The 14,374-nt window shown below is 61.2% G+C and carries 15 protein-coding genes; 5 read left to right on the top strand and 10 right to left on the bottom strand.

The genetic code is table 11. From position 1 onward, the window contains the following. Positions 1 to 270 precede the first annotated feature (270 nt). The 3 genes from J3R73_RS17685 to J3R73_RS17675 form a co-directional block, all read right to left on the bottom strand. Positions 271 to 1,407 carry a zinc-binding alcohol dehydrogenase family protein gene (locus tag J3R73_RS17685; RefSeq protein ID WP_307429565.1) on the bottom strand — a complete coding sequence of 379 codons (1,137 nt, stop codon included), beginning with the start codon at positions 1,405 to 1,407 and terminating at the stop codon, positions 271 to 273. Next, positions 1,407 to 2,462 (bottom strand): NAD(P)H-binding protein, encoded by a 1,056-nt coding sequence (locus tag J3R73_RS17680; protein WP_307429562.1) that lies wholly within the window; start codon positions 2,460 to 2,462, stop codon positions 1,407 to 1,409. The genes J3R73_RS17685 and J3R73_RS17680 overlap by 1 nt, the downstream gene beginning before the upstream one ends. Positions 2,463 to 2,599: 137 nt before the next feature. Continuing rightward, positions 2,600 to 3,640: an aldo/keto reductase gene (locus tag J3R73_RS17675; RefSeq protein ID WP_307429559.1), complete on the bottom strand. Its 1,041-nt coding sequence runs from the start codon at positions 3,638 to 3,640 to the stop codon at positions 2,600 to 2,602. 85 nt (positions 3,641 to 3,725) lie between these two features. On the opposite strand from J3R73_RS17675, the gene J3R73_RS17670 reads away from it, so the two are divergent. After that, positions 3,726 to 4,295, top strand: a complete 570-nt coding sequence (locus J3R73_RS17670) for a TetR/AcrR family transcriptional regulator (protein ID WP_307429557.1) — start codon at positions 3,726 to 3,728, stop codon at positions 4,293 to 4,295. Between the two features lie 87 nt (positions 4,296 to 4,382). Here J3R73_RS17670 and J3R73_RS17665 read toward each other — a convergent pair whose 3' ends face one another. The 6 genes from J3R73_RS17665 to J3R73_RS17640 all read right to left on the bottom strand — a co-directional run bounded on the left by J3R73_RS17665 (position 4,383) and on the right by J3R73_RS17640 (position 9,993). Beyond that, the gene (locus J3R73_RS17665) at positions 4,383 to 4,883 is read right to left on the bottom strand and encodes an ester cyclase (RefSeq protein ID WP_307429554.1); all 501 of its coding nucleotides are present in this window, start codon (positions 4,881 to 4,883) and stop codon (positions 4,383 to 4,385) included. Positions 4,884 to 4,925: 42 nt separating this feature from the next. Continuing rightward, positions 4,926 to 5,822, bottom strand: a complete 897-nt coding sequence (locus tag J3R73_RS17660; protein ID WP_307429548.1) for an SDR family NAD(P)-dependent oxidoreductase — start codon at positions 5,820 to 5,822, stop codon at positions 4,926 to 4,928. Positions 5,823 to 5,833: 11 nt separating this feature from the next. Then, positions 5,834 to 6,559, bottom strand: a complete 726-nt coding sequence (locus tag J3R73_RS17655) for an SDR family oxidoreductase (protein WP_307429545.1) — start codon at positions 6,557 to 6,559, stop codon at positions 5,834 to 5,836. Positions 6,560 to 7,151: 592 nt separating this feature from the next. Next, on the bottom strand, positions 7,152 to 7,934 hold the full coding sequence (locus tag J3R73_RS17650; protein ID WP_307429542.1) for an SDR family NAD(P)-dependent oxidoreductase: 783 nt from the start codon (positions 7,932 to 7,934) through the stop codon (positions 7,152 to 7,154). Positions 7,935 to 8,136: 202 nt separating this feature from the next. Beyond that, a complete protein-coding gene (locus J3R73_RS17645; protein ID WP_307429538.1) occupies positions 8,137 to 9,168 on the bottom strand; it encodes an aldo/keto reductase in 1,032 nt (343 codons plus the stop codon). A 66-nt stretch (positions 9,169 to 9,234) separates the two neighbouring features. After that, positions 9,235 to 9,993: an SDR family oxidoreductase gene (locus J3R73_RS17640; protein WP_307429535.1), complete on the bottom strand. Its 759-nt coding sequence runs from the start codon at positions 9,991 to 9,993 to the stop codon at positions 9,235 to 9,237. Between the two features lie 68 nt (positions 9,994 to 10,061). Here J3R73_RS17640 and J3R73_RS17635 point away from each other — a divergent pair, with 68 nt between their 5' ends. Next, complete coding sequence (locus J3R73_RS17635) at positions 10,062 to 10,724, top strand: TetR/AcrR family transcriptional regulator (RefSeq protein ID WP_307429532.1); 663 nt, start codon at positions 10,062 to 10,064, stop codon at positions 10,722 to 10,724. A 98-nt stretch (positions 10,725 to 10,822) separates the two neighbouring features. Here J3R73_RS17635 and J3R73_RS17630 read toward each other — a convergent pair whose 3' ends face one another. After that, positions 10,823 to 11,734, bottom strand: a complete 912-nt coding sequence (locus J3R73_RS17630) for a LysR family transcriptional regulator (protein ID WP_307429529.1) — start codon at positions 11,732 to 11,734, stop codon at positions 10,823 to 10,825. 91 nt (positions 11,735 to 11,825) lie between these two features. Here J3R73_RS17630 and J3R73_RS17625 point away from each other — a divergent pair, with 91 nt between their 5' ends. The 3 genes from J3R73_RS17625 (at position 11,826) to J3R73_RS17615 (ending at position 14,323) form a co-directional block, all read left to right on the top strand. Next, a complete protein-coding gene (locus J3R73_RS17625) occupies positions 11,826 to 12,287 on the top strand; it encodes an ester cyclase (RefSeq protein ID WP_307429527.1) in 462 nt (153 codons plus the stop codon). Then, complete coding sequence (locus J3R73_RS17620) at positions 12,284 to 13,207, top strand: NADP-dependent oxidoreductase (RefSeq protein WP_307429524.1); 924 nt, start codon at positions 12,284 to 12,286, stop codon at positions 13,205 to 13,207. Before J3R73_RS17625 ends, J3R73_RS17620 begins: the two co-directional genes overlap by 4 nt. Positions 13,208 to 13,330: 123 nt before the next feature. After that, positions 13,331 to 14,323: an MBL fold metallo-hydrolase gene (locus tag J3R73_RS17615; protein ID WP_307429519.1), complete on the top strand. Its 993-nt coding sequence runs from the start codon at positions 13,331 to 13,333 to the stop codon at positions 14,321 to 14,323. Positions 14,324 to 14,374: the final 51 nt, after the last annotated feature.

Genomic DNA, 14,374 nt, shown 5'->3' with positions numbered 1-14,374 from the left:
GTCGTCCCCGTTCTCTTGCGGGTCCGCGAAGTGCGGCCCTGGATCGGGGATGAGTAGAAGAGGCAGAAATCAGGGCATTACAACAACCGAAATGTGGTCGTCGTACTCTAGCGTACAAAGACAGGAGATCGGCGGAGTTGTCAGACGACTACTTGCGCCAATATCGAGCCGATCTGGATCGGTGAACACGAAATTCGGGCGCCAACACGAGTCGCCGGTTCAAGGTCGACAATTCACCACGACAATTATTCGGCCGGCCAATACCGCCGATCACAACGAGACGACAACCTTCTGTGTCGTCACACCGCTACGAAGGAGGTCTAATCCATCTTGGATTGCCTCCAAACCATGCCCGACAATCACGGGAGGTGGAGCGACGAGGTGTCTCTTCGCCATCAGAGCCATTGGCAGATAATCTTTATAGATCAGTTTGCTGACTTCGTTGCCGTGTAAGGAACTGCCAAAGACAAACTTGGATTTTACCCCGCGATGCCGCTTTTTGAACGCCAATCTGATATTTTCGAAAAGCATGGCAGGAAGAAAGCGCAAGAGCATGTGAAGTGCTCCCGGCCGCTCTTGCAGTTTGTCAAACGACACAGGCGAACTGATCTGCGCGACGAACTTACGACCGACGCACCGGCCGGCGATGTCGATGCACTTCGATAAGGAGCCATCTCCGATCGCAACGGCGCCGGCGAACTGCTTTCCTGACAGCAGAGCGACGATGTCGCGCGGCGCCGACGGGTCGCGATAGTCGAAGACGTGAGCAGCGCCCAACCCGCGAACATAGTCGAAATTTCGGGGAGACGCCGTGGTGACCACCTCGTAACCGGCGGCCGCTGCTAACTGGATCGCATTCCCGCCGACGCTCGTAGAACCGCCCCAAATCAGGACCGCCTCGTTCCGCGGTGTTGTCGTGACTGACGGCGGCGGTAGCCCCAGATAGTCCTTTTGAAATAAGGCGCAGGCGGCTGTCGAAAGAGTCAGTGGCAGCACCGTAGCTGCCTCATAGGGCATGTCGTCCGGTATCGGTGTGGCCAAATTCTCCATCAACACTGTGAAGATCTGGAACGCGCCCTCCGCCGCTCTGTTTCGCTGGGGATCCATCCCGACAGCATGCCCGAGAACACGGTCCCCCACGCGAAAGCGTTCCACTTTGGGGCCGATCTCGACGACCACGCCTGCCAGATCGGACCCGAGCACGCAGGGATATTTCAGCCACTGGAACATGAAGTCGCCAAGGGCCTGCTTAAACCAGTCGACGGGATTGATCGCGACGGCATGATTGCGGACTACGACCTCATGTTCCCTGGGCGGCGTGTAGGGTGCTTGGGAAACCTTCAGGCGCTGGAACTTACCCGGCAACCATGCGGCGCGATTCTTGCGCGTCGCTCCACTTTCCGCCATCACGCTGAGCCGGCGTCTTCAAGAATGAACATGGCACCAGCGAGTTCAGCGAGTTCTGCGCCGAACAGGCCTCCTGGTGTATAGACGCCGGGCTTGCCCTTTTGATCAGCAAGGCGAGTGGCTGTTTCAGCGGAAGCCTTGGCGAGAAAATCGTAAGCATCACCAGCCCGTAGCCAGCCGACCCGTCGCCTGTCGCCAGGCCATTCCACCACGGCTCTCGCCCACGAGGTATTTCGCTTGGGCGGCGTGTTCGGCATTTTCGCGAAGCTTCGCTGAAGTTGCCGTCGGATGAAGCCGAAACGGGACAATGCACCGATAAAGCCCGCCAAGGCAGCTATGACGGGGGACGTCGGCGCCAGCTCTGCCCCCGCCACGATGTCCGAAGCGCCACTGGCTCGACGCGCGGCTTCCAGATCGGCTGTGGACGCCCCGCCTGTGACTGCGTTGGTCCCGTCTGGAACGGCGAATCGATCCGGCTGATATCCCATCCGCACGCGCTTCAGCCGACCGTCCTGATAGCAGCGGCCGCCATAAGAGAGGTTGTCGACGATAGTGGCGGCAACAGTGTCGCCGAGCGTACCATCCGCCTTAACGGACGCCAGGTTGTCGATCCGAACGCGCTTTGCAGGTGGCTGATCGGCGCAAAGCTTCAAGACAATACTTTCGGTGGCGAGGACCCCCCAGCCTGCGCCCGTGACGACGCATTGCCGCCGCTCCTTGATGCGCGGCTCAGCGACCATCATGGACTCAAAGACCTGCATTTCATTGGCAAGGTCTAGATAATGGGTTCCGGCTGGGCAGCCATCGATGATAGGCAGCGCCGTCTCGCCGAACGGCCCGATCGTATTGACCACAACGGCGGGACGATGATCGGCAATAGCAGCAATGATGGCTTTGAGGTCGCCCGCGACGACGGTCCGAGATTTGCATTGTAATGTCGAGGCAAGCGTCGACAGGGCATCTTCGTCCCGCCCCACCAAAATCACGGCGTGTTCTCTCGTTGAAAGCGCGCGAGCGATGACGCGACCAGCCCGTCCATTCGCTCCCAAGATCATGATGCTTCCTGCCACGACGTCTCTTTCAAAGATTGTAGACAATTATCGTCGAACACTTATCGACATCCTGCCTTGCCAGCAGAGCGACAAGAAGACGATCCAAGCCGTCACTGCGGCAGTGGATCGTATCGACGGCGTCAAGCAGCGGCTGTTTTCACACCGACTGCTGCTGCCATACGGGCCAGCACAACGGGATCGGATATCCCCTGGATGTCGCCACGTGGCGTATATGGAGCCTCGAGGCGGTTGGCCTCCTCGTCTGTCAACCTGATCGACAGGGCGGCGATCGCTTCATCGATGTGACTTGTCTTGAGCGCCCCGACAATCGGCGCGGCAACGACTGGATGGCGATGTAACCATGCGAGCGCAATCTGCGCCCGGCTGACCCCGCGCTCGGTCGCGACAGCACCGAGCGCCTCGACAATTTCCTGATCGCTTGTGGCGGTCGCCTCGGTGAGCTTTGCCGCGTAAGGCTCGGCTTCCGAACGTGCGGTCGACTCGCCCCATGGCCGGGCCAGGCGACCGCGAGCTAGCGGACTGTAGACCACCGTCTGGATCCCTTCGTCAGCGCAAAGCGGTAGCATCTCGCGCTCTTCCTCGCGGGCGACGAGGCTGTAGTTATCCTGCATCGACACAAAACGCGCCCAGCCGTTGGCCTTTTGCAGATGCAGTGCCTTGCTGAACTCCCAGGCCATCATCGAGGAGGCTCCGAGGTAGCGGACTTTGCCGATCTTCACGAGATCGTGGAGCGCCTCCAGCGTTTCTTCCCAAGGCGTGGTCGGGTCGCGACGATGAATCTGGTAGAGATCGATATAATCGGTGCCCAGCCGCCTCAGGCTGTGGTCGATTTCGGCCATGATTGCCTTGCGCGACAAACCGCGCCCGTTCGGTCCGGTCCGCAAAGGCGCTGCGACCTTCGAGGCGATAACGACACTGTCGCGATTGGCGAACTCCTTGAGCGCGGTGCCGAGCGTTTCCTCGCTAGTGCCCTGCGAATAGAGATTCGCCGTGTCGAAGAAGTTGATCCCTGCTTCGATGGCGTGGCGAATGATCGGCTTGCTGGCTTCCGTGCCAAGAGCCCAGGTCGGATGGCCGCGGGACGGGTCACCAAAGCCCATGCATCCTATGCAGATCGGCGAGACGTCGAGACCAGTAGAGCCGAGCTTAATGTATTGCATGGAACCTCCTTACCGGGATATAAGCGGACAACTCTCCGCTTTCCTGTGGATTAACGGAGAACTCTCCGTTTCGTCAAGAGGGCTGATGGCTGAGGAAGAAGAGAACCTGCGCGCCGATGCGCGGGCCAACCGCGACCGCATTCTGAATGTCGCGCGAGATGCACTCTCTGCCGACCCCAGCGCATCTCTGAATTCCATCGCCAAGACCGCGGGTGTGGGCGCTGGAACGCTCTACCGCCACTTCCCAACCCGCGAAGCCTTGGTGCTCGGCGTGTATCGCAATGAGATCGACGCGCTGGTCGCACTCGCGCCGGCTCTCCTGGCTCAGCATCGGCCGCTAAAAGCCTTCCGCATGTGGTGCGACCGCCTAGCAAAATTCGGCAGCGTGAAGCATGGGGTTGCAGATCTGCTTCGTGCTGCCCGATCAGAGAAAGACTTTCAGGAAACTTACTGGCCGATGCTCGACGCCGTCCGTCAGCTTATCGGGGCATGCGAAACGTCAGGGGAAATCCGACCCGGCGCCGACGCCGAGGATTTCTTGATGCTGTTGGGGTTCTTATGGCAAATCCCGCCAACGCCAGAAGGAGAAGCGAGGGTGGCACGACTGCTGGCGCTGGTCTTCACCGGCTTGGGCGCCGAGAGCCCTCCTTCATAAGAGACTTGCATTCGCTCCGCGTGACGAAACGTGGGGACGCGGCAGACCGAAGCCTGCCGCGCGTACAGCCGCCGGACAGAACCATGATCACGGGGTTTCGCCGCGCAATTGACGTAAAGCCCGACCCCAGTCTTCTACGTGGTAGGTGCGGACAACCTTCGCCCCATCGATCTCGTGGACGTCGAGCGTCATGATCCGGAATGATCGCCCCTGGGCGTCAACGCCCATGAACGTCTCGGTCGGGGCGCCGCTGGCTTCGCTACGCACGATGATCCTGTTGCCAGACACGAGAACTTCTCGAATTTCGAAGCGGAAGTCGGGGACGCGCGAAATGCGGGCGCTCCAGCGCGCGATCGTCGCCTCACGCGTTTCGCAGACTTGGTTGTCGCCGCAATTCTGCCAATCAGGCGAGGTCGCTGCCTCCAGACGCGAACGAACTTCTTCCGAACTGGACGCCGTCAATGCCTCGTAAAGCGGCTGCACGAGTTGGACGACATGGTTGGGGTTGAGCGGAGGTGAGTTCGTTACGTGTGGACCGGAAGAGGTGAGAGCGGCCAATGCTCCCGCGGCGATGGTTAGCTTTTCCACGGCATCTGCTCCTTGGTGCGATCTTGTGAAAACGGCGACGCGTCACCACGCCGGAGGCGCGAGATCGGAAAGGCCGAACTGCCGCAGGAGGTCGGCCTGACGGGCGTCCTGGACCGAAAGGATGTCCTCAACACCTTTGCGCTGGGCATCGACGAAGATGCGAAAGGGCCTTTCACCGGATGGCTTGGCTAACGCATCGCGAAGAGCTTCGCCGACTGCGGACACGTCGAGCGAGCCATCGTGCGCCGCGTCGATCGCTACCAGACGGTTACCGAGCGTTTCAGCACGCGCCGGGAATGCCCCGTATTGGGCAACAACGGCGGGCAGAGCGGGCGTGTTGGCGTGCGCGAAATGTTCGGTGCCACTCGTGAAAGCGCCAGGCACCATAATGACGGTGTCGATTCCAAAGGAACGCACCTCCATGCCCATAACCTCGGCCAGGGCTTCGCCCGCCGCCTTCGCGGCGACGTAGGGGCCCAGGAAGGGTTCGGGGATATGAGCGGTCGTGCTGCTCACGTAGGCGAGCGTGCCGCGACCCTGCCGCCGCATCACTGGCAGCACCGCGCGATTGACGCGCAGCCATGACGTCGCGTTGGTATCGAAGATGTGCTGGAGTTGATCCGGATCGAAGGCTTCGGTGACGCCCGTCATCAGCATGCCGGCATTGTTGACGACCACGTCGATGCGGTTCTGTTCGACGAGCACCTGGTCGACCGCGGCCCGGCAGCTCGCCTCGGACAACACGTCGAGATCGATGACGCGCAGGTCCAGCTTTTCGGCCGCCGCCAAGTCTCGAATGGCGGCTGCGCGTTTTTGTCCGTCCGGTCGCGCAAGCCTCAGACTCGCGTAGACGATATGTCCCGCGCGAGCGAGCGCGGTGGCAATGGCGTTGCCGATGCCAGAGCCAGCACCGGTAACAAGAATGACGTGCTTGTCCACGGGCGCCTCCATCACGCGATCCCCCCGTTGGCGCGAATGATCTGCCCATTGATCCAGGCCGCCTCCGGAGAGGCGAGGAAAGCCACCAAGTGCGCGATGTCTTCGGGCTGCCCCAGCCGCTTCAACGGCGCCAAGCCCGCCAACCGCTCGATGTCGGCCTGAGATTTCCCGCGCAGGAACAAATCTGTCTCGACCGGTCCGGGGGCAACGGCGTTGACTGTCACGCCTCGCGGGCCAAGTTCCTTGGCGATGACGCGGACCATGCCTTCCACCGCGCCTTTGGTGGCGTTGTAGACTCCGTAACCGGGAGCGTTGAGCGCGAGCGTCGTGCTGGAGAATCCAATCAGGCGGCCGCCATCGCGCACGTGCCGCGCGGCCTCGCGAAAGGCGTTGAACGTGCCGCGGACGTTGACGTCGAAGTGGTTGTCGAAATCCTCGTCGGTCGCATTGGCGAGCGGTGACGGGGACATCACGCCTGCGCTTGCCACGACAACATCGATGCCGCCATAGGCTTGTATAGCTTCTCGAAAGAGGCCTTCGACTTCACTGCTCGAGGCCACATTTGCGCGCACAGCAGTCGCTGCTCCGCCAGCCTCCTCGATCTCCCTGACCGCGTGCTCGGCGTCTTCTGCGGAGCCAGCATAGTTGATGACGACCGCGTAGCCCTTGTTTGCCAGCGCCCTTGCACTCGCTCGCCCAATGCCTCTCGATCCGCCTGTGATAACCGCGCTTCTCATTTGATCCGTCCAACATCTCTCATCGTCCGGAAAACCTAAGGTCCTTCCCGTCATATCGCCAATCGATACAGAATATGTCTTCGCATCATTTTGGTTTATGGAGGCGATGAGGCGGTAACGGCCGGCCAGTTCCCGCTGAGGAGCTGTGCGCTAGCATTTTCGAAGGCGATGAAGCAGCGCGCGGAGAGCGTCTTGTCGCGCGCGGTCTTCCGGAAGCCACCGCGCGATTCTTGGCTTTTGGCTACGCGACGATTGCGGCAGGCATGGCCGATCAGATCACGAATGTGGTTCGAACGCTGACTGGAAGGCCTCCAACTACCTTCCATGCTTTCGCGGAGGCCAGCGCCGCCGTCTGGGGCGGCGGGATTAGCGCTTCCTTCTTTCGAAGTTCCACGTGTCGTCATGAAAGCCCTGACGAAAAGCAAAACGGTCGAAATGCCGCCGATTGCCAGATCGAAGCTGAGGCCACGCTTTCGCCTCGCGCAGATGCTTGTGCCATGAGCCTGCCGATTGCGCCTAGCCCCACAAGGCCTATCCGCGAATTTTTGCTGGGCTCCACGGGAAATCCTTTGTGTGCAAGACTGGAAGGGGCTCAACGAACGAGCAAGCCGCCATTCACGTCAAGGCAGGCGCCAGTGATGTAAGACGCCGCGGGTGAGACGATAAAGTGCATGGCCTCCGCGATTTCCCGGGCGTCCGCCTGGCGGCGCATGGGGATCGTCGAATCGCGGGCGGCGCGAACCTCCTCGAGCGTTCTCCCGGTCTTCTGCGCTGCGGCTTCCAGGCTTTGTTGATCCACATTCGACCAGAGATAGCCAGGGGCAACCGTGTTGACGCGAATTCCCTCTTGTGCAAGTTCCACGGCCAGCGTGCGCACCAGCGACATCTCCGCAGCCTTCGAGGCGCTATACAGAGCGGCATTTGCAAAACCCATCTGCGCGGTGAAGGAGCCGATCACGCCGATCGCCCCGCCTGGTCGCGTTAGCTTCGGAACGACCGTCTTGCAGAGCAAGAACGGCCCCTTGGCATTAAACGCCATTACGCGATCCCAATCGTCGGGCTCAGTCGAAACCACCGACCCCATGTGCAGAGTCACGGTTGCGATTATGAGCACGTCGATTGGGCCGAACTTTTCCATCGTAGTGGCGACCAAGCGCTCGCATGATGGACAGTCAGTGAAGTCGGCGACGACCCCAATCGCCTGGCAGGTCGGGTGGTCCCCCTGGATCTTGCGGGCCATTGCCGCGACGTCGGCCGTGGGATCGCTCAGAATCAGCTTTGCACCGTCCTCGGCAAAGCGCGTCGCGATGACCTCGCCGAGCCCGCTGGCCAAGCCTGCCACAAGTACGACCCTACCTTGAAAAACCTTCGGCATTGGCGACCTCCGTTGATAGACAAGACACATTGCCCGAGACCGCTCTAGCGGCATCGCTGCGCTGGACGATGCAATCGCCCGGGCGGAATATCAAAGACACCACCCGCCCGACATCATCGTTCGTGTCGGAACGGAATGAGCCATCCGTGTGTGGGACGGTGTCCTGAATCGTTGATCTAAAGCGTTGTCCAGCCTCTGCGATTCACGCGGCACGACGCTCGGCGAGAGGACGACGACGCAGACTGGTCAGCGTCACCGCCGGCGGCGAATAGACGGCGCCCATCGGTCCGGCGTCGGTTCCGGGCGCAACCACGTCATCGATTTGATTCAGGATTTCGTCGCTCAGGACAACCTCTGCCCCGGCGAGCAGATCGTCCAGTTGCTGTTCGGTTCGCGGACCAAGGATCGCTGACGTTACACCGGGATGCGCCATTACAAACGCCATCGCCATGTGCGTCAGCGATAGCCCCGCCGCCTCCGCGATAGGGATGAGTCGTTCGACCGCATCGAGGTTGCGTTCGTCGGCCATTTGTTCGCGGAAAACTTTGACGCGCAAGCTCTCGGGCAGCGGCTGTCCTTTGCGATAGCGCCCGGTGAGCATGCCCTTCGCAAGCGGACTCCATACCAAGGCGCCCATCCCGTACCTTTCGCAAATCGGCAAAACCTCTCGTTCAATGCTGCGGTTGAGGATCGAATAGGGTGGCTGCTCGGTGCGAAAGCGTGCCAGCCCTCGCCGCTCAGCCACCCACTGCGCTTCGATGATCTCCGAGGCCGGGAAGGTCGATGAGCCGATCGCGCGCACCTTGCCCGCCCGCATCAGATCGGTGAGCACCGACAGCGTCTCCTCGATGTCCGTATCCGGCGACGGCCGGTGGATCTGGTAGAGATCGATGTGGTCGGTCTGCAGACGGCGGAGCGAATCCTCGACGGCCCGGGTGATCCAGCGTCGAGAGCCCCCTTGCTGGTTTGGATCCTCACCCATCGGCCCATGCACCTTTGTCGCCAGGACGATGTTGTCGCGTCGCCCTTTCAGCGCCTTGCCGACAATCTCCTCCGACTCGCCGCTGCTGTATCGATCAGCGGTGTCGACGAAGTTGATCCCAAAATCCAAGGCCTTGTGAATGATACGGATGCAATCGTCGTGATCGGCATTGGCGATGCCGCCGAACATCATCGCACCCAGGCAGTAGGGGCTGACCTTGATGCCGGTTCTTCCCAGCGTGCGGTATTGCATGGCTTGTCTCTCTATCTGTGGGGTTGTGGCTGATAAGGCGAACGCGCGCCGGCTGAGATGCTTCTGTCACCACGGGATGATTCTGCCTCCCGAACCCGTGAACGCGCCCGTCGGCGCGTCCGAGCCGAGCAGCGCCACGCGCACTGCTTCGCGAGCGCCGTCCTCTACGGTCTCCGTGCCCGAATATCCGTTGAGGTTGGTCTTCGTGTATCCTGGGGAGACCGCGTTGACCCTGATCCCATCGGGCTCCAGTTCGATCGCCATGGCCAGCGTCAGGGCGTTGAGCGCGGTCTTGGACGCCGGGTAGACGGGGCCGAAGATTCCGCGATAGGCGAAGGCCGGGTCCGAGTTGGTGGTCAGCGACCCGACCCCGCTCGACACATTGACGATGCGCGAGCCCGGGGTGACACGCAGGAGCGGCAGCACCGCCTGGTAGACGGCGAGGACGCCGAAGACGTTGGTATCCCACACCGCGCGCATCTCATTGAGAGACACGACGCTCGGGCGGGCCGTCTTGGAGTACTCCTCAACGGACTGGTCGGGCTGCTTGCTCGTGTTCGAGATGGCAGCGTTCTGGATCAGCACGTCGAGACGGCCGAACTCTCTCCGGACCCGCTCTGCTGCTGCGGTGATCGATGCCTGATCGGTGACGTCGAGTTGGAGCGCATGCGCGCCGGGGCCGACCTCCTTGGCCGCAGCTTCGCCGCGGTCTGGGTTGCGCGACCCGACTAGCACCGTGAAGCCGTGCGCCACGAGGTCCTTGGCGATCTGGAGGCCAATGCCTTGGTTGGCCCCGGTTACGAGGGCTACGGGTTTGTCCTGCATGGCAATCTCCGGGACTTCGCGTTGCGTTGAAACCTACGCGAGGCTTCGCTACATACATAGACGGATCAATGTTCCGCATTAATATGGATCATTGTTCCGTTTTGCAAGGGGGCCTCGTGGTCGAGCAACCAGAAGATCATCATGTCGGCGCCCGAGCGTCGGGCAAACCGGAGCGTCGGGTGCGCGCCGATGCGCAGCGCAGCCTCGACGCTCTGCTGCTTGCGGCCAAAGAGGTATTTGCAACCTCGGGAGTCGATGCGCCGGTGCGGGAGATTGCGGATAAGGCCGGAGTTGGCCTCGGCACCCTCTACCGGCATTTCCCGCAGCGTGCCGATCTGATCGCCGCCGTTTTCCGTCGCGAAATAGACGCCTGCGCAGACATGGCGCCTTTACTTGCGAAGTCGCATCCGCCTTTCGATGCGCTGGCGACTTGGATGCAGCGATATGCCGCGTTTGTCGGAACCAAACGCGGGCTTGCCCAAGCTCTGCACTCCGGCGATCCGGCGTTCGACAGCCTGCCCGGTTATTTTGATCAACGTCTGCGGCCCGCGCTCCGCAAGCTTCTTGACGCCGCGGTCGCCACCGGCGGGGTCCGCACCGATGTCGACGCAGACGAACTTCTCGGCGCGGTGGCAAGCTTATGTATGTCGTCTCACAACGCCGGTTCCGGCCGGGCGGAACGCATGGTCGCACTTCTCGTCGATGGGCTCCGCTACGGAGCGGGCACCTAACGCGAGTTCCTAGTAAGGGCGGGTCGGCCGGACCTAGGTGAGGTCGCGGGTAGGTTCGGCTGTCAGCAACTAGGCCGAAGCGCTGAAGCTGGGAACCGTCACAAGAGGATTTCAGGAAACGCTGCGCTCACGCAACTCCGGAACCATGCTTGAGCGGGATGGGTGTCATTCCTTCGATGCCAGGACAGCGTGAATTGCACGGGAGCTAATTCGAGGGGCACCGTCACAACAGACAGCTTTTCAGCTTGTCCGGAGGCCGCGACGACACCTTCCATGATTGTGGCGACCATATCCGACGATGCGATAAGCGCCGGAGCGGCGTACATGTGGGGAAGCGTCAGGGCGAGGCGTCGTTTCAGCCCTTTTTTCGCCAGCGCGGCGTCCACCACGCCGAACCGCTCATTCTCTGGCGAAACGAGCAGGTGCGACAGGGACAGGAAGGTCTTCAGGTCCAAGTGCTTGGCGGCCGGATGGTCCTTCCGCAAGATGCAGACGAAGCGTTCGTCGAAAAGCCGGACGTTCAGGATGCGTCCCGTAGATGTGGGCGGAACCCCGATCGTCATGTCGGCTTCGCCAGCGTCCAGCATGGAGATGGCGTCGTCCCGGTTGGTGAAATTGCGAACGCTCAACGCAATCCCAGGCGCCTTCTCCCGCAGGATCGCAACGAGACGTGGCAGCACAAGAAACGTGGGATGGTCGGATAGCCCCAGCGTCAGTGAGACTGTCGAGGTTGACGGGACGAATTCCCGCGTGAACTCCAACGTGCGCTGGATCTCACCAAGAGCATGCGAAATCGGTTCGGCAAGGTCCAACGCCCGAGGGGTCGGCTGCAGCCCGTTCGGTCCGCGCACGAATAGCTCGTCGCGAAGCAGCGATCTCAATCGGGAGAGAGCGGCGCTCATCGCAGGCTGGGTTCGCCCAATTCGCGTTCCCGCGCGGGTCACGCTGCGCTCGGCCATCAGCGCATCGAACGCGACAAGAAGGTTCAGATCGATCCCGTGTAAATCCATGCCATGAATGATTACGCATATCTCATATCGATTTCAAGTATGCTAGAGGGCTGTTTAGTGTTTGGGCGGTCAATCGAAAAAGGACGCCCATATGACGAACACCACAGAACCGGAGGTCGTCGGTCTGACGCCTGAAGAGCGAAGCGCCGTCGAGACCTTCTACAGAGCTTTCGGGGGGAGCCCCGAGCTGCTCGACAGCGCCGTGACCGAGGACTGGCAGGATATCCCGCTTGCGCCGGGTCAGCAGCCGGGGCGCGATGGAATGAAGCCGCTGATCGACGGGTTCAAGGCGGCCTTTCCTGACGTCGAAGTCACCATTCAAGAGATTATTGGAGCGCCGGGGCGTGCCTCGGTTCGCGCGACGATCTCTGGCACCCATCTCGGCGAATGGTTCGGCATCGCGCCAACCGGGAAGTCATTCGTGATGCCCATCCACGAATTTCATCGCATCGCCGACGGGAAGCTGACCCACACATGGCACCTGGAAGACTGGTTCGGGTGGCTGTTCCAGGTCGGTGCATGGCCCGTCGGCAGTGGGGAGACCGCACAATGAAGGCGATCCGCATCAACGGCTATAATGCCACTCCCGCACTTGAAGATGTTGAGAAGCCCGCACCGGGCCCTGGCGAGGTTCTCGTCCGCGTCAAGGCGGCTGCGCTCAACCCGCTCGATGTCAAGCTGCAGCGCGGCTACATGGACCAGTTCTTCCCGCTGCAGTTCCCCTACACGCAAGGTACAGACTTGGCGGGAGAGATCGAGCAAGTCGGACCGGATGTTCAAGGCTGGGCGCCGGGAGACAAAATCGTCGGCAGGACGGATCCGACCGCGGGCGGCGCATTTGCAGAATATGCTGTTGTGCCCGTGTCCCATCTGACAAAGGCGCCTTCGACGATCGCCATCGAGGATGCTGCGGGCATACCGACTGCCGCCGGCACGGCATGGCAGGCGCTGTTTGAATCGGCCAGGCTGGCCGACGGTCAATCCATCCTCATTCATGCGGGTGCGGGTGGCGTCGGCAGCTTCGCGATTCAATTCGCGCGAAATGCTGGCGCGCGCGTCTTCGCGACCGCCTCCGGCGACGGCGTCGAGATTGCTCGTCAACTCGGTGCAGACAAGGTGATCGACTACCGTTCGGAGGATTTCACCCGGGCCGTCTCGGACGTCGATATCGTACTCGACACCATCGGGGGCGAAACGGAGCAGCGATCCTATCAGGTGCTTCGTGTCGGCGGTCAGTTGCTTGCGACCGCATTGCCGCCAGACGACGCTTTGGCCAAGGCCCATAACGTGAGCGCTGGGTTCGTCTTTCACGCGTCGGACGCCGAACGCCTGCGGCGGGTGGTGGAGGAAATCGATCAACGCGGTGTGAAGGTCCTCCTGGATGGCAAGCAATCGCTCGGCGACTTTGCCGAGGCGTTCGAGCATCAGGCATCGGGCCGCGCCCGCGGCAAAATCATCGTCGTCATCGACTGACCACGATTGCGCCAGCCGGTTCTGGGTCGGCTGGCGCAGCTTCTGTTTCCTCATTGGGCGTTGCTGCATCGGCGCAGGCCCGGGCTTGCCGCCATAGGGTTTGTTAGCATCAGGAGAAGTTTGATGGAGACGTATCCAGCCACAAGCGCCGATCGTCGCAGTCTGCTCAAGCTGTCTATCTTGGCTGGATTGGGCGGTGCGTTCCCACTTCCCGCTCGGGCGCAGGAGCGGGAACTCGCTCCCTCACGTCCCATGCCGACCGTGGACGCTCGCTATCCAGCCGAGGTAGCGCCGGGCGTGTTCATTCTTCCCGACAGGAGGATTCCGCTCGTTCCAAACATCGGCATCATTGTCGGCGCGAACAAAGCCTTGGTCGTAGACTGCGGGCTCGGCGTCGACAGCGCCGAGAACGTTCTGCAGCTTGCGCGTCGCCTAGCACCTGGAAGGAAGATCATCCTGACGGTAACGCACGCCCATCCGGAGCATGGATTCGGGGCGCAAGTGTTCAAGAAAGACGCGCGCATCTACTATAACAGTGCGCAACGTGACTATTTTTTGCGCTCTGGCCAGCGGCTGCTCGACGGTTTCAGAGCGAACGTGCTGCCGGCGGCGCATAAACATCTGCTTGACGGGATTGAATTGACGCCGCCGCATGGCGTCTACGAAACGCCCGAGACGATCATCGATCTCGGCGGCCGAGAAGCACAACTCCGCACGTGGGGAACTGCCCACTCACCGGGCGACCAGATCGTGTTCCTCCCGAAGGAGGGAATCCTGTTTGCCGGTGATCTCATCGAAGAGCGGATGTTTCCGATCGTACCATTTTATCCGCCGATGATTACTGCCGAAGAGATCGACCTGTCTCGATGGATCCAGGCGCTCAACGACATCCAGGGGCTGGAACCGCGACTCATAGTTCCGGGACACGGGAATTTAGGGGCGACAGAAATCGTACAAGGGGTGCAAGATTATTTCACATTCCTTCGCGAGACCTCGCAGGTTCGAGACAGGTCAACGCCTGAGACGCGCGCTATTCTTCGGCGTCGCTATCCGACGTGGGAGAATCCCGAATTTATCGATCCGGCGCTCGCATACCTCCGTCAGTTCACGCCCTGATCACTAGATTACGATGGTCAAACGAAAACACCGTGGCGTGAGGCGATCAGG

It is taken from the genome of Labrys monachus, assembly GCF_030814655.1.
GTDB lineage: Bacteria > Pseudomonadota > Alphaproteobacteria > Rhizobiales > Labraceae > Labrys > Labrys monacha.
This window is presented reverse-complemented; position numbering and strand designations above follow the sequence as displayed.

Bases quoted from the DNA above. Each gene is read 5' to 3' on its own strand.
- J3R73_RS17685 (WP_307429565.1), bottom strand. From the start codon at position 1,407: ATGGCGGAAAGTGGAGCGACGCGCAAGAATCGCGCCGCATGGTTGCCG.
- J3R73_RS17680 (WP_307429562.1), bottom strand. From the start codon at position 2,462: ATGATCTTGGGAGCGAATGGACGGGCTGGTCGCGTCATCGCTCGCGCG.
- J3R73_RS17675 (WP_307429559.1), bottom strand. From the start codon at position 3,640: ATGCAATACATTAAGCTCGGCTCTACTGGTCTCGACGTCTCGCCGATC.
- J3R73_RS17670 (WP_307429557.1), top strand. From the start codon at position 3,726: ATGGCTGAGGAAGAAGAGAACCTGCGCGCCGATGCGCGGGCCAACCGC.
- J3R73_RS17655 (WP_307429545.1), bottom strand. From the start codon at position 6,559: ATGAGAAGCGCGGTTATCACAGGCGGATCGAGAGGCATTGGGCGAGCG.
- J3R73_RS17650 (WP_307429542.1), bottom strand. From the start codon at position 7,934: ATGCCGAAGGTTTTTCAAGGTAGGGTCGTACTTGTGGCAGGCTTGGCC.
- J3R73_RS17645 (WP_307429538.1), bottom strand. From the start codon at position 9,168: ATGCAATACCGCACGCTGGGAAGAACCGGCATCAAGGTCAGCCCCTAC.
- J3R73_RS17640 (WP_307429535.1), bottom strand. From the start codon at position 9,993: ATGCAGGACAAACCCGTAGCCCTCGTAACCGGGGCCAACCAAGGCATT.
- J3R73_RS17635 (WP_307429532.1), top strand. From the start codon at position 10,062: ATGTTCCGCATTAATATGGATCATTGTTCCGTTTTGCAAGGGGGCCTC.
- J3R73_RS17630 (WP_307429529.1), bottom strand. From the start codon at position 11,734: ATGGATTTACACGGGATCGATCTGAACCTTCTTGTCGCGTTCGATGCG.
- J3R73_RS17625 (WP_307429527.1), top strand. From the start codon at position 11,826: ATGACGAACACCACAGAACCGGAGGTCGTCGGTCTGACGCCTGAAGAG.
- J3R73_RS17620 (WP_307429524.1), top strand. From the start codon at position 12,284: ATGAAGGCGATCCGCATCAACGGCTATAATGCCACTCCCGCACTTGAA.
- J3R73_RS17615 (WP_307429519.1), top strand. From the start codon at position 13,331: ATGGAGACGTATCCAGCCACAAGCGCCGATCGTCGCAGTCTGCTCAAG.